Source organism: Halorubrum sp. ASP1, assembly GCF_005435135.1.
GTDB classification, from domain to species: domain Archaea; phylum Halobacteriota; class Halobacteria; order Halobacteriales; family Haloferacaceae; genus Halorubrum; species Halorubrum tropicale.
Window position 1 is genome coordinate 74,460 of the sequence record NZ_SGUA01000006.1, and the last position, 14,116, is coordinate 88,575.

Genomic DNA, 14,116 nt, shown 5'->3' on the forward strand with positions numbered 1-14,116 from the left:
GCGCCGGCGAGATATATCCCCGGTCCGACGCGGCCGCGTCGGAACGCATCGGCCGGAAAGCCGTTCCGCGGCGGCAGAGTTGGGCACCCTCATGTCTCTGAACGGTCGCGTTGAATCGCCAGACAGCAGCGAGGTGAGCCGCTGGATAAAGAGGGTTGAAATGGGAGAGTTCAGTTCGATCTTCACGGGGTACTGGGGCCTGATCGACACCGGTGGTTATCAGACCCAATACTTTGACCGAAAGGTTATCACATTCAAATTGACGACGTGTTCACAACATCCTGCCGGGGCACTTGATGCCGCTTCGTCGAGAGTACTCATGACACCGCCCACCACACTTCGAAGACGGGAACGAGGGCAGTCGACCCTCGTCGGATTCGTCCTGTTGATCGGGATGATCGTCGTGGCAGCGTCGGCGACACTCTACTTCGGAACGGCCATGATGAGCGACCTCAGGGGCGAGATTCAGGGGCAAGACGCGGAACAGACGATGCGGGAGATTGATTCGCGGCTGAACGAGGTCGCGTTCAGCGACAACCTCGAACACACGCTCGCTTTCGATCCCGACGAGGGGCAGTCAGTACGCATCGCCAACAACGCGGAGATGGTGATCAAACTCGACGGCGGCCCGGGTTGTACCCCGTTCGTGATTCCGATGGGATCGCTTCACTACGAGAGCGACGGCCACTCGACCGTCACCTATCAGGGCGGTGGGATCTGGAGAGGGACGCCGAGCGGCAACGAGATGATCTCACCCCCCGATATGGAGTACAAGGACGGAACGCTGACGTTTCCGTCCGTGAATGTCAACGGCAGCGCCGGCGGACAGGTGGAGACGCTCCGGGCAACGAAGAACCTCGAATACTCTCGTGAACGGTCTCGCGAGTACTCCCAACTGATGGCGAACTGCTCGAACGCGTCGCAGATGACCGTTACCGTCGAGAGCCGCTACGCCGACGTTTGGGGCGAATACCTCGAAAGCGAAGTCTCGACGAACTCGACGTACGACCTCGACAACGCCGATCCCGACGACGACTCGGTGACGGTAACGATCTCGGAAGGCGTGGACTTCGGCGTCGGGGGGAATGAAAGCGAGATCAGCGTCTCGGAGAACGCGACTGTCTCGACGACGGTCCTGGGAACGGAAGTGTCCAGTCAGACACCCACCTGGTGGGGCGGTATGCGAAAACACTGGGCCCCGGTTACGATGGGAGTCGTAACCGACGACGGACAGATGCGGCCGTGGCCCGACGGACCGTACGATCCCGGTGATCCCGTCACCGCCGAGCAGAACCTCAACGACCGAGAGACCCAGCTCTCCGAGTGGACTCACGAGTTCGAAGTCGAGGCGGGAGCGACGGTTTCGCTCCGAGCGACGCAGTGGTCGTGTGCCGACTATGACTACGCCGGGGCGGACGAGTACGACGGAACGACGTGGTACCACTACAACTGCGACGACCTCGGCTCGGTGAACCTCCGCACGGACGCGTCGGCGGGTGAGAACCCGGAGAACGTCAGAGTGCTCAAGAACGGCGACGAGATGCCGGTGATAGAGACGAGGTACCGGCAACGCAACGCCGAAGAAGTTCTCGGTCCACTACTCAACGAGACGGGGCACCTACAGCTTGAGGACAACCAAGCGGTGTTCCTCTTCGAGATCACCGACCCGGACGCTACGTGGGAGAGCGCGAAAGACGACATCGGCGACCCCAACTACAACGACGCGATCGTACTGTTGGAGATAGAGGATCAAGAGGGCAAGGAGGTCGCCGGCGGGTTCGAGATCAGACTGACGACGAACGAGGTCATCATCGAGACCACCAACGAGTGAGTGAATCGCTCAGCCTATCGAAATCGAACCGCTCGTCTCGGACTCGACCGAACCGTACCGTCACGGACCTGTCACGGCAGGATCCTCACCGTCACCTTGGTCGTCCGAACGAATACGGTATCGGCCTCGCACCTGTAGCCTGCTGCCGTCTGCTTCCATCCATCGCGTTCGGCGAACCACCTTTCCCAGGCCTTCTCGTGACGTGACTCCTCGACTCGGATCGTCACGTTTTGAGCCATGTCGGCCTCGTTGACCACGGTCCCGTTTTCCCGCCTCGGATAGTATATATCGGAGTCCTGCTTCGCGACCGTGACCAGTACCGATCCGTCCACACTCGTCGATGTGACGTTACCGCGGGGATCGATCTCGACCAACGAGATGATCGACTTCCCGTCTCGACACGTCACGCTCGGTGGGCGTGACACGAATCCGTAGTCGTCGTTCGTCCGTAGGACCGCTCCATTCTCGTAGCTTATCTCGGTCTCGTCTTTCGTGTACGAGAGTGAACCGGTTCGGACGGTCTCCGCGAAGGTCCCGTTATCGAGTCCAACAGACACGGTGAACCTCGCGGTACGGTCCAGCGATAGCGCGCCTCCAGAGAGTCGGAACTCGCCCGCCCGTGTCGGGGCATTTCCTCGCTCGATGTCGTGAAAGTTCTCCGCGAGCACCGACATCGCGCGCTCTGTGTTGTGTATCTGTTCCTCCTGTTGCTCCTCGGCGATAGCGGCGAATCCGCCGGTGTACACGGCGCTGACAGCGAGCAGGATGAGTGAAAACGAGAGGACGAATCCGACCATATCGCTCACGGCGCGCCCGTTCGCAGTCATGGCTGCGAACGCTCCATGCGGACCGCGGTCCCGTTGTGAACGAGTCTGATCTCCCCCCCGAAGGCGGTCGACTCGACGGTGTCGATGTCGTCTCGGACGGGGACCACGACCGGCGCTCCGATCGCCCGCGATTCGAGCACGAGGCAGGTGTCGGTCCGACAGTCTCCGGAATCCGATGTCAGCCGCACTCGGTAGCGCGAGTTCACGACCCGCTCGGGATGTGAGGTCTCGACGGTCATCGTCGAGTTCGTCGGGTCGGCGACGCGGTCCAGTGCCGTGAGTTCGGTCGCGATCCGTTCTCCGATCGTCGTGAGCTCGCCCTCTACCGCCCGCTCGCGTTGCGTCTCGACCGCGCCGCCCGCAGTGATTATGAGCCCGGCGATCAGCACGGAGGTAATCCCCATCGTGAGAACGTGTGTCAACGCGACCGAAACCCCCCGCCGGTCGCCCCGAAGCCGGTCTGTTACGCCGGGACCTCTCATTCCGAATCTCCCCCGATCCGAACCGTGATCTGCGACTCCGCGGACAGTTTGTCGCTCACGTATTCGACGTCGACGACGGCGGTCGACAGTTCGCGGCTCACGTACGGCTGGCCGTTACCCGGGTCGGTGTGGAAGTTCCCGGTATCGACGTCGCTGGCCTCGTTGACGAGGATATGATACGCGCCGTCGGACCGGTGACCGTTTTCCACGCGAAGGTCGTACGGGGCGTTCAGTCCCGGAGCGAACGCGAAGCGCTGGGTCCCGTTGATCGCTCCACCAGTGACGTTCACCCGAGCCGCATTCCCCGAGACCGACTCACTGACCGTGGTTCCGTTGTCGTACGTGACCTCGACGCTGACGGCATTCGAGGGGGCTTGGCTAACGTTGAGGCGCCAATCGCCGCCGTCCTCGCCCCGGGCGATGAACGTCGTCGGCGTCAGGCTCCGCGGTTCGATGACGAGCTCGAACGGAGTGGATTCGTTGAACGTCGCGTTATCCACGAGGGTCCAGTCGCTTCGGTTCGCCCGCGAGCGGACGGCTCGCGAGCGGTTGCGCTGCCGAAGGGCCACCCTTTCGAGCTCGGACGCGCTCTCGTTCAGCGTCACACGAAGATACGCGGGCCGCCGGTCGACGATCTGCTCCGCCTTCCGTTCGCTGTAAACGGTCAACGTCGCGTTCAGCTCGTGGACGTCGACGTAGCCGTCTCGTTGTCCAATCCGGTCGGTGAGGCGGTCGACGTCCGTTCGAACGGCTTCCAACTGTCGCTCTACCTCGTTCATCTCTCCGAGAGAATTTCCGGGGTTGGTGTTTTGGGTGTAGATCGTAGAGTTCAGCACGACGACGAGTGCCAGTAGGCTCGCTGCCATCACGATCGCCCCCACGAGCATCAGTTGACCGCGGTCGTCGAGCTTCGTGATCACCAGACGACCACCCGCACTTCGACCACGTTTACCAGGGTCGGGTCGTCGAGGTCCTCGGCGTAGAACTTCGAGACGTTCCCTCCGAGGGTACCGCCGGGACTGTGTGTCAACTCCATCCCGTCGTGAAGCGCTATCGAACGGGTCGCGGTGACCGCGTTTCGACCGGGAGTTCCTTGGACGAACAGCGGCTCCGTCTCCGTCGTCTTCCCCTGCGTCTGATAATCCAGATAGACGTTGTACCGATAGAACCGGGAAGTGAACGTCTCTTCGAGGAGAAGGCACAGCGTGAGCGGCTCGTCCGCTATCGTTTCGGGGCAGGCATCGCCGGGCTGGTACGCGGTCGGCCACCCCGACTGTCCGTCCTGGGAGTCCCAGTACAGTGCGGCTTCAATAAGGGCGTTCCGCTCGTGAGCGGTCGCGAGAACGTCGTCCGTCTGCGTCCCCAACTGTGCCATCGTGTCCCGATCGATCGTTCCGGCCGTGGTGGGGGTAATTACCACCGCAGTCGTCGCTAATAGCAGCGCCGTGAGGACCACGATTGCGGAAATAACGCCTTCGAGAGTGTACGCTTGTCCGCGGTCCGCGTCGGACGGCGGTCGCCGTTTCGGCGGACCGGCTACCATAGTCGCACCTCGATACGACAGGTGGCCGTACAAGTGTGGTTCCCTACGTAGCCCGACTCCGGGACGACGACGCGTGTCGCAGCCGCCGTAGACTCGCCCTGATACGGTGGGCCGACTGTGTGTTGGACCGTCCCGTTTCCGTCGACGAGCGTCACGTTCACTTCGCTCCCTTCTGCCGTCGGTATTCCGTCCAAGTTAGACTCGTTCGCGAAAAACGAGTCAGCTCCAGCGCCGTCGAGCACGTTCTTCGAGTCTGGTTGAGTAATCTCCGCGAGGACTTCGGCGGCGTACCTGTCGGCCTGTGTGGTCTGTGAAGCGTCAACAGGCGCCGTAAACGGTGTGAAGAGAGTCGGAATGAATCCCACGACGAACGCAGTCGTGAGGAGAAATATCGACACCCCGATAACGTAGTCTTGGAGCGTCTGGCCGCGACGATCCGAGGCGAGTCGCTTCGGTTTACGAGGTGGTGTCACTTCGAGTTACCTTGCGATCGTTACGCAGTGTTTGCGTTGCGCGGGATACTCGCTGTTGTTATGCGTCCGATCTCCGTCGGACAGAGGACCGACTTCGGAGAGTAGCTCCGTACGAGATGGGAGAGTAACTGATATTCGGACAGAGTCGATATATAAAAAACGCGGTTGGATTATTAATTCTAATAAATCACAGGCAGCACTCTCGGACCGACCTCGCATCTGCGAGAAGCTCGTTGAGACCCAGGTAGAGGATTCGTTTCCCGTTGTGACCGTCCCATCGGCGAATGTCGGTACTCCGTCGAGGACCGTCTGTGCGCGGTCAGCCGACATAGATCCACACCCCCAGCGCCAGCGTCATCAGGACCACGGCGTACTTGACGCCGGAGATAAGCTCCGCGTCGCGGATGTAGCCGCTGATGAACCCGGAGAGGACCGCCTGGATCGTCACCGCGTGGAAGAACAGCATCGAGAGCACGTCGGGGTCGATGCCGCCGCCGCCGCCGAACCCGGCCCCGCCGGTGCTCCCGGCGCCGTCGCTCTGCGCGACCAAGTCGCCCATCACGTCGATGAACTGCGTCTGGAGGATGGCCATCACGCCGAGCAGCGTGACGTACGTCATCACGATGATCGCCACCTGCATCCGGGTCCGCGACTTCCGCTCGCGCTCGATGTCGTCCTGGTTCTCCGAGGCCTGCGCGGCCGTCGTGAGCACATCCGTGATCTGCGAGGACGCCTCCTGCGCCTCGGCGATCAGCTTCACCGTCCGCGCGAGCCGCGGCACCGCGTAGGCGTTGTTGAACTCGACGAGCGCGTCACGGAGGCTCATCCCGTAGTTCACCTTCGCGTGGATCACCTCGAACTCCTCGGCGAGCTTGCCGGTCGAGGTCTCCGAGACCGTGCGCACCGATTCGAGCAGCGTCTGGCCGGTGTCGTTCGCCGAGGAGAGCTTCCGGAGCGTCTCCGAGAGCTTCCCGGTCACCGCCCGCCGCGAGCGCTGGTGCCACTCGTAGAACACCCCGAGCGGGACCAGCACGACGTAGAGGGGCACGTAGACCCAGACGAACGCCGACCACACCGGGCGGGCGATCCAGCCGTCGACCGTCGTCGGCGCCGACCCGGCCGCGGCCGCGACGACGACCAGCGCGAGCGCCGCGGGCACGGTCAACGCGAGGGTGTACGGCGGGTTCTCGCGGAGGAAGAGGTGCGGCGCCGAGAGGATCTCCATCGTCTTGTGGGTCCCCTCGCGGTCGCGGATGCGGTCGAAGACGCCGAACGTCCCGACGAACGCCTCCACGAGCCCGAAGTGGAAGAGCCCCTCCCGGCTCGTCTGTCGGAGGCGCTCGCTGCCACCGTCGGGCTGGAGGTAGCCGTCGCCGGGGTCGTCCTGTTTCACCGTCGAGACCAGCACGAGGAAGCCGACGCCGACCAGGGGGATGAGCAGGTACACCGTGACGTACAGCAGGCGGTCGTCGGCCTCGCCCATCATCCCCATGATGACGAGGATGATGATGAGAAGCAGCGGGAACAACGAGAGCGTCATGTACATCTCGCCGAACAGCTCCAAGGTCTCCAAGGTCATCTCGCGCTCCTGTTTCGACGTGCGGAGGTGCTTCTCCTTTTTGTCCTTCAGGAAGCCCTCCATGTCGCCGCCGGAGTTGACGATGGAGAGCATGTCGGCGAGGAACTGCGAGAGCTCGTCGGAGGGGGTCTCCATGGACTGCTGGCGGATCGCGTTCCGGTAGTCGGTGCCGAAGTACTCCGTCTCGTTGACGATGCTCTGGAACTCGCGTGACACCTCGCCGTAGGTGTCTTCCGCCGTCGCCATCGCGCGGAGGATCTCCAGCTGGTTCAGCCCGCCGACGGAGAGCGCGTACATGAACGACACCGAGTCCGCGAGCAGGAGGTTGATCTCCCGCTTCCGCGAGGAGGCGCGCGAGTACGGGACCGCGACGAGGCCGCCGAACCCGATCGCGAACCCGATCGAGCCGAAGACGAGCCCGCTGAGGAGCACCGCGGTCGGCACGACGAGCGAGCGGAGCAGCTCCTGGATCGCCGTCGTCGGCGCCGGCACGCCGAGCGAGAGCGTCGACGGGTCGACCAGCCCCAGCGAGAACACGCCGTAGCCGACCAGCGTGCCGAGCGCCCAGAGCAGCCCGCCGACCAGCAGGCCGACCGCCAGCGCCAGTGAGACGTACATCTCGACCTGGTCGGGCATCCGCGCCTCCGCGAGCTTGCGCTCCACGTCCGCGACGAAGTCGCCGTCGGGGTCGAACAGCAGCTCGAACACCGGGTAACACAGCTCCGCGAGGACGTTCGCGTCGACGCCGCCGTCGCCCGCGTCCACGTCGAGACTCACGGGACGGCCCTCACGAGGAACACGGCGTCACCCGTCCTCCGCGGGCTCGACGGCGTCGAACCCCCATTCGTCGATGTCGTCGCCCGTTCCGTCGTCAGCCTCGTCGGGGTCGTCCCCCTGCTCGGTCTCGTCGGCATCCTCCGCTTCATCTGCTGTGTCTGCCGTGTCAGGCTCGTCCGCCGCGTCAGGCTCGTCCGCCCCGTCCAACTCGTCCGTGTCGGACTCCTCGCCGTCGCCGACCTCCGCGGAGGGCTCGCCGTCCACGGGCTCCGCGGCGCTGAACCCCTCGCTCACGTCGGGGGACGCGTCGGCGCCGCCGCCCGCGCCGGCGTCGGGCGGGGCGCCGGGCTCGGAGGGGCCCGCGGGCGAGGAGAGCACGTCGACGCCCTCGTCGAACGGCTCGCCGAAGTCGATGCCGTCGAGGTCGCCCGAGCCGTCGCCCACCGCCTCGGCGACCCCCTCGAAGTCGCCGTGCGCGGGGTCCGGCGAGGGCGTCCCCGAGTGGCCCGCGCCCCCCAGGTCGGGGGGCGTCTCGTCGGCGTCGTCGACGCCGTCCGCGTCGGCCGCACCGGGCTCCGGTTCCGGGCCGGCCGGCTCGTCGTACGCCGCGTCCGCCTCGCGGGCCGCCTCAGCGAGGGCCTCGTGGTCGCTCGCCGGGGCGGCCTCCACGTCGCCCGCGTGGCTCATCTTTAGGAGGGCGTCGGCGACGGAGTCGGGGACCTGCCCGCGGTACGTCTCGAAGAGGTCCTCGGCGGCGTCGAGTATCCCGGCGGCCTCCGCCTCGCCGTCCGCGTCCGGCGTCGGGCGGGGGACGAGCGCCTCCTTCTCGCGGTCGACGTTGATGAGGACCGACTCCATCTCGCGGAGGTCCTCCAGCGAGCGCTCGAGCTCCTCGTTGGCCATCAACGCGAGCACCGTCTCCGGGTCGTTGATGAACGCCTGGAACGTCGCCGCCACCTGCGCGTAGCTGTTGAGTCCGCGGTCGATGAGGTAGGCCAAGACGACCCGGCGCTTCCGCAGCTCCTCGTCGAGGGTCGCCCGGCTCCAGCCGCGGTCGAACATGATGTCTTCGAGCGTGTTCGAGTCGCCCATCTGGAGGAACTCGTCCGTCTCCGCCTGCCACTGGAACACGTCCTGAACGTTGATCTCGTCGTTCTCGGCGTCGTAGTGGTTGATCTCGGTGATCGACTTGTTCCGGCGCACCTTCTTGCCCTGAACGCGGGTCGAGGTCTGGATCGAGACCAAGTCGAGCGCCGTGAACATCGTCTTCGAGACGTTGATCGGGTCGGTGGTGAACCGCTTGAGCACCTCGCCGACGGAGTCGGCGTGGAACGTGGTGTAGGTGGTGTGACCGGTCGACATGACCTGGAACGCCGTCCGCCCCTCCTCGCCGCGGATCTCGCCCATCACGATGTAGTCGGGGCGCTGACGGAGCGCGGCCTCCAGCAGGTCGAACTCGTCGATATCGCCCTTGTCGTCGTCCGAGAAGGAGGGTCGGGTGACGGAGGCGATCCAGTTGCGTTGCGGGAGTTCGACCTCGCGGGTGTCCTCGATGGAGACGATCTTCGCGTTCGAGGGGATGAACAGGGAGACCGCGTTCAGGCTCGTCGTCTTCCCGGAGGCGGTCCCGCCGGCGAAGATCAGGCTCTTGTGGTTCTCGATGGAGAGCCAGAGGAACGCCATCTCGTCGAGCGAGAAGGTCTTCCAGTTGATCAGGTCGATCGGCGTGAAGGGGACGTCGTTGAACTGCCGGATCGTGTAGTTGGTCCCGTGGTCCGACACCTCGCGGCCGAGGGTGAGCTGGGCGCGGGAGCCGTCCGGGAGCGTGGCGTCGACCTGCGGCCGGCGCTTCGAGATCCCCTTCCCGGAGCGCTGCGCGAGCTTCACGACGAAGTCGTCGAGCTCGTCGGTGCCGTGGTAGACGTTGGTGATGATCTGCTCGTACTCGGAGTGGTAGACGAAGACGGGGGAGTTGTACCCGTCACAGGAGATGTCCTCGACGTTGATGTCGTACTTGATCGGGTCGATCCGCTCGTAGCCGACGAAGTCGCGCTTCAGGTAGTACAGGAGCTTCTCGACCTGGTGGGCGGACAGCGTGCGGGCGTCCTCCGCGAGCACCGCGGGCTCGGGCCGGGCGGTGATCGCCGGCGGGTCGTCCGGCTCCTCGGTCGGCGGCTCGTAGCCGAGCGACTCCGCGATCCGCCCGGCGATCCCCTCCGTCGGGTCGATGCCGAAGCGGTCGACCAGCGTGTCGGCGATGCCCCGCTCGTCCTCGTCGTCCTCGTAGAGCCCGTAGCGATCGAGGAGCGTGCGCGCCTCCTCGACGATCACCTCCTCGCGGAACGCCTCGTCGCCGCCCGCGATCGACTCGTCGGCGTACTTGATCGAGGTCCGGAGCTTCCCGGTGAGGAACTCCGTGAGCTCCGCCTCGATCTCGGTGCGGTACGGCTGGACGGCGTAGTACTTCGCCTCGTTCTCCTTCCGCGACCGGAAGACGATGACGAACGCGTACGGCTTGTTCACCCAGTAGCGCTCCTCCTCCCGGAAGTGGGTCTTCTTCTGCATCGGCACCGCCTTCTCCAGGTCGTACCGGTTCGTCAGCGTGGTGTGGCCCTCGTCGGTCGAGAAGAACGCGTCCTCGTCGACCTCCGGGTTCACGTCCACGGTCCGCTCGTCCACGAGGTCGGCGAGTTCGGCCGCGGCGCTCCCGCCCGCGCCGAGCAGCTCCTCGGTGCGGTCCGGGTCGAACCCGAGCGCCTCCGTCTTGTCCTCGTGGGTGAACTCCAGCGGGATCGGCTCGCCCTCCTCGTTCTCCTCGGTCGGCGGGTTCCCGTCCTCGTCGAAGAAGAACTCCTCGCGGTAGTTCTCCCACGTGTAGTACCCCTTCAACACCGGGACCGAGTACGGGTCGTAGCGGGCCGCGCACATGTCCCAGAGGACGTCGCCGACCGCGGCGGCCGCGCGGACCCGGTAGTCGGCCTCGCTCGGGTCGAACCCCAGCAGCGTCGCCGGGTCGAACTCGACCCGGTCCCACTCGTCGGGGGTCGGCGCGCGAGAGGGCACAGACTCCACCGCGTCGGGGCGCACCACGACGACGCCCGCGACCCCGCCCCGACCCACCGGTCCGTCGAACACCGTGTCCGGGCCGGGGTCGGCGTCGGGCACAGGCGTCGCGTCCGCGGTCGCCGCCGGTCCGCCGTCGGGGTCGCCGTCGGCTTCGACGTCGTCCGCGGTGTCCGAATCGCCGTCGGCCGCGTCGCTCCGAACCGGACGCCGCGGCGCGGCGACCCGCTCGCCCGTCGGGACGACGGTAGCACCGTCGAGGACGACCGCGTCGGTCCCGACGACGAGCGTGCCGCGGTCGGGGGTGCCGCGGCCCGGGACGGCCGTTTCCCCGTCCGCCTCGAACGGCTCGTCGACGCCCGGCGCGCGGAGCACGTCTTCGGCCCCGTCCGGGCGGTGGTACGCGACGGCGTCGGCCGGGACGGCGGGCTCGTTCGGCACGTCCGCGTACACGCGTTCCGCCTCGTCCTCGCGGCCGCGCTCGACGAGCAGCGACCGCCAGGTGTACCTGTCGGTGACGGCCGGGACGGTCTCCGCGGCCGTGTCCGGGTCGTCGAGCGGCTCGCCCTCGCCGGTCCCTCCAGTCCCGTCGCCGTCCGCGTCCGGCTCGCGGGTCCAGCCCGGGTCGCCGCCCGCGTCGGAACCGGACGCCGAAGTGCCACCCACCGGACCGGACCGCTGGGCGGACCGCTCGGCGTCCTCGCTGTCCATAGTCTCGGGAACTGCTCATCCGTTGAAAAAGGTGTCTCGCTAAACACCGCGATTGATAATCACGGGGGACGGGCGCTTTTTAGTCGCTCGGGCACCGACCGGTGCGCGTGTCTCGCTTCGACGGCGTCCGCCGCCTGCGACGGCTCCGCAGCCCGCGGGTCAGGCGGCGGGTCCGTGCCGCCCTCGCCGAGGAGCTGTTGGGCGCGCCGCGGAGCTTCGCCGCCGTCTGCGCGTTCACCCTCTTCATGCTCGGCGTCGGCGTCGCGTACTACGCGCCGACCGCGGGGACCGTGCCGCCGGCGCTGTGGCCGCTGTACGCCGACTCAGCGGTCGCCGTCGCGCTCGGAGGCGGCGTCCTCGCCGCGATCGCGCCGACCGTCAGGCGGGGCGACCCGCTCGCGGAGGCGCCCGCCTCGCGCGGACTGGCGTACCTCCAGACGATCGCCTTCGTCTGGCTCGTCCAGTTCGGCCTCTGGCCGCTGGTCTCGCTGAACCTCGCGTTCGCCGAGTACGTCGCCGCGCCCGACGCCTGGATCTACTACTGGGGCGTGATCGGCACGCACCTGCTGTTCGTGGGGCTCGCGCTGCTGTTCCCGGCGTTCGGCCGCACGACGCGCGGCGCGCTCGCGACGGCGCTGGCGCTCGGCGTCGCGAACGTCGGCCTCGATTACGGGCTCGGCTACCACCCGCCGCTGCTGTACGAGCCCGGCGCCGGGCTCGCGGCCGCGACGCTGGCCATCGCGGTCGGAGCGGTCGCGCTCGCGGCGCGGTCCTTCCCGCGGCTTGACGAGGACGCGAGCTGAGAAGCGGGCCTGACCGGAACGTCAAATAACCGGGCTCCGATCGGCCGACATGGTCGAGGAATACGACAAACTGGTCCGAGACGAAATTCCTGAGATCATCGAGGCGGACGGCGGGCGAGCGCAGACGCACGTCGCCGGCGAGGACGAGTACGCGGACCGGCTCGCCGCGAAGCTGGCCGAGGAGACCGCGGAGTACCGAGAGACCCGCGACCCGCGGGAACTGGCGGACGTGCTCGAGGTTGTCCACGCGCTCCGCGAACTGAGCGGACTCACCGCCGAGGAGCTGGACGAGATGCGGTCCGAGAAGGCCGAGCGACGGGGGCGGTTCGACGAACGGATCGTCCTCGAACGGGCCGAGGAGTAGTCGCACTCAATGGGTTACCGGCGGGCGCGGCGGGACCAATACGAGACGGACGAAGTGAGTCTCGCGTGGTTCGAGTCCCCGGACCGCTACTGCTCACTTCGTTCGCGGGTAGCAGGCGCGGCGGGATCCACGCGAGCGAACGCAGTGAGCGAGCGTGGAGCCAGTCGCGCCCGTGACTGAGCGAAGCGAAGTCACGGGCGCGACGGGATTCGAACCCGCGATCGAGAGGTTAGGAACCTCTCGCCCTGTCCGCTAGGCCACGCGCCCAGAACGGGTGGAGAAAACGGTACGGCGGGGATCGGTCGGCGTCGGGGCCGGCTTACGCGCTCGTTTCCTTTTCGGTCTCGGTCTCCAGCTCGTCGAGGTCGTCGTCCTCGTCGTCGAGCGTCGAGTCCGCGCTCTTGCCGTCTTGCATGTCTTTCAGTTCTTCTTCGACCTGTTCGCGGCCCTTCTTGAACTCGCCCATCGCCTGGCCGGTCGACCGAGCGAGCTTCGGGATCTTGTTCGCCCCGAACAGCAGGACCAGCACGAGCAGGATTATGAGGAGTTCCGGCCCCGCCGGAATGCCGCCGATCAGTGGAATCGCACTTGTCATCTCTGTCTCGCTGTAGCCCTGTGTCGATTATAGTCTTTTTGCCTCGTCGAGTCGCCGCACGGCGCCTCGCGCGGCGCGACGGGCCGAGCGAACGGCGTCGTCGCTCGGGCGCCGATCGGCCGACGGTCGGCCCTTCGCGCACGGCCCGACCGGGTCAGTCGGGGCGTGCGAGCCGCGCGAAGTACCAGTCGCCGTCGTAGCGGACGAGCGGGGCGACGCCGTCGTCCGTCGAGACGGCGTCGACGACGGCCGCGAAGGGGTCGGAGAGCGGCGGAGCCTCCGCGTACTCGGAGTCGATCGCCGCGTCGAGGACCGCGCGCTGGTCCCCGGTCGGGTCGGCGAGCGAGCGGCCGCGCTCCTCGCCGACGGCCTCGCGGAAGTCACGCTGCGACGAGGCGACGCGGTCGGCGCGGACGGCGACGGTCCGTACCTCGACCGACCGCTCCTCCGCGAACGAGAACCGGAGGAGTTCGCCGTCCCACGCGACCCGCTGGCCGTCGTTCTCGGGGACGAATCGGGAGCGCTCCCGCCGCTCGGCGGACGCGTACGCGAAGGTGACCTCGAACGGCGGGTAGTGTGGCGCGTGGACGAGCGACGCGTCCCCGAGCGCGTCGAGGACGGTGTCCCAATCGTGGTCCGGGAGGTCCGCGAAGGGGACGCTCGACGGGGGACCGAAGAAGAAGGAGTCGACTGCGTCGACCGCCACCGTGTACCCGTAGCCCGGTGCCGCGACGGAATCGACCGTCTCGGTCTGATCCGGTAGTACTCGGGGCCGTCGGCGACGACGTACGGCGCCGAGACGTCGGGGCCGTAGTACCCGTCGACGGCGGCTTCCCCGCCGTCGATCGCGGTTCGGACGGCCGCCCGTCCAGCGTGTCCGACGAAGTCGACCGGGGTGCTGAACTCGTTCGAGACGCCGACCGGCGAGGCCTCGCCGAGCCGCAGCACCGTCCGCGAGCGAGTGTCGTCCGACGAATCGTCCGTGAGACAGCCGGAGAACCCAGTCAGCGAGGCGGTCGCGGTCATCAGCGCCACTTGTCGGCGGGAGGGGCCGCGTGGAGGGCGAGA

At 66.7% G+C, this 14,116-nt stretch carries 12 protein-coding genes and 1 tRNA gene; 3 read left to right on the forward strand and 10 right to left on the reverse strand.

Going from position 1 to position 14,116, the window contains the following annotated elements:
- Positions 1-91: 91 nt before the first annotated feature.
- Positions 92-1,831, forward strand: coding sequence for a DUF7289 family protein (locus EXE48_RS10520; protein ID WP_137711378.1), 1,740 nt, complete (start codon positions 92-94; stop codon positions 1,829-1,831).
- Between the two features lie 71 nt (positions 1,832-1,902).
- On the opposite strand, the gene EXE48_RS10525 is transcribed toward EXE48_RS10520, so the two are convergent.
- The 7 genes from EXE48_RS10525 to EXE48_RS10555 form a co-directional block, all read right to left on the reverse strand.
- Complete coding sequence (locus tag EXE48_RS10525; protein ID WP_158293560.1) at positions 1,903-2,637, reverse strand: DUF7289 family protein; 735 nt, start codon at positions 2,635-2,637, stop codon at positions 1,903-1,905.
- 17 nt (positions 2,638-2,654) lie between these two features.
- Positions 2,655-3,140 (reverse strand): DUF7266 family protein, encoded by a 486-nt coding sequence (locus EXE48_RS10530; RefSeq protein WP_077152267.1) that lies wholly within the window; start codon positions 3,138-3,140, stop codon positions 2,655-2,657.
- Positions 3,137-4,060, reverse strand: a complete 924-nt coding sequence (locus tag EXE48_RS10535) for a DUF7261 family protein (protein WP_053771326.1) — start codon at positions 4,058-4,060, stop codon at positions 3,137-3,139. Before EXE48_RS10535 ends, EXE48_RS10530 begins: the two co-directional genes overlap by 4 nt.
- Positions 4,057-4,683, reverse strand: a complete 627-nt coding sequence (locus EXE48_RS10540) for a DUF7288 family protein (RefSeq protein ID WP_077152268.1) — start codon at positions 4,681-4,683, stop codon at positions 4,057-4,059. The genes EXE48_RS10535 and EXE48_RS10540 overlap by 4 nt, the downstream gene beginning before the upstream one ends.
- Entirely contained in the window at positions 4,677-5,156 is a 480-nt protein-coding gene (locus EXE48_RS10545; RefSeq protein ID WP_139042975.1) for a DUF7287 family protein, read from the reverse strand. Before EXE48_RS10545 ends, EXE48_RS10540 begins: the two co-directional genes overlap by 7 nt.
- A gap of 319 nt (positions 5,157-5,475) precedes the next feature.
- Positions 5,476-7,512 (reverse strand): type II secretion system F family protein, encoded by a 2,037-nt coding sequence (locus EXE48_RS10550; RefSeq protein WP_053771329.1) that lies wholly within the window; start codon positions 7,510-7,512, stop codon positions 5,476-5,478.
- 27 nt (positions 7,513-7,539) lie between these two features.
- Positions 7,540-11,286: an ATPase, T2SS/T4P/T4SS family gene (locus EXE48_RS10555; RefSeq protein WP_137711379.1), complete on the reverse strand. Its 3,747-nt coding sequence runs from the start codon at positions 11,284-11,286 to the stop codon at positions 7,540-7,542.
- A 101-nt stretch (positions 11,287-11,387) separates the two neighbouring features.
- Between EXE48_RS10555 and EXE48_RS10560 the strand changes: the two genes are divergently transcribed.
- Positions 11,388-12,089, forward strand: a complete 702-nt coding sequence (locus EXE48_RS10560) for a DUF1405 domain-containing protein (protein WP_394324734.1) — start codon at positions 11,388-11,390, stop codon at positions 12,087-12,089.
- Positions 12,090-12,138: 49 nt separating this feature from the next.
- Positions 12,139-12,453, forward strand: coding sequence for a nucleoside triphosphate pyrophosphohydrolase (locus tag EXE48_RS10565; RefSeq protein ID WP_137711380.1), 315 nt, complete (start codon positions 12,139-12,141; stop codon positions 12,451-12,453).
- A gap of 194 nt (positions 12,454-12,647) precedes the next feature.
- Here EXE48_RS10565 and EXE48_RS10570 read toward each other — a convergent pair.
- The 3 genes from EXE48_RS10570 to EXE48_RS19065 all read right to left on the reverse strand — a co-directional run bounded on the left by EXE48_RS10570 (position 12,648) and on the right by EXE48_RS19065 (position 13,754).
- Positions 12,648-12,720, reverse strand: a tRNA-Arg gene (locus EXE48_RS10570).
- Positions 12,721-12,772: 52 nt separating this feature from the next.
- The gene (locus EXE48_RS10575; RefSeq protein WP_053771333.1) at positions 12,773-13,048 is read right to left on the reverse strand and encodes a Sec-independent protein translocase subunit TatA/TatB; all 276 of its coding nucleotides are present in this window, start codon (positions 13,046-13,048) and stop codon (positions 12,773-12,775) included.
- 154 nt (positions 13,049-13,202) lie between these two features.
- On the reverse strand, positions 13,203-13,754 hold the full coding sequence (locus tag EXE48_RS19065) for a hypothetical protein (protein ID WP_241991981.1): 552 nt from the start codon (positions 13,752-13,754) through the stop codon (positions 13,203-13,205).
- Positions 13,755-14,116: the final 362 nt, after the last annotated feature.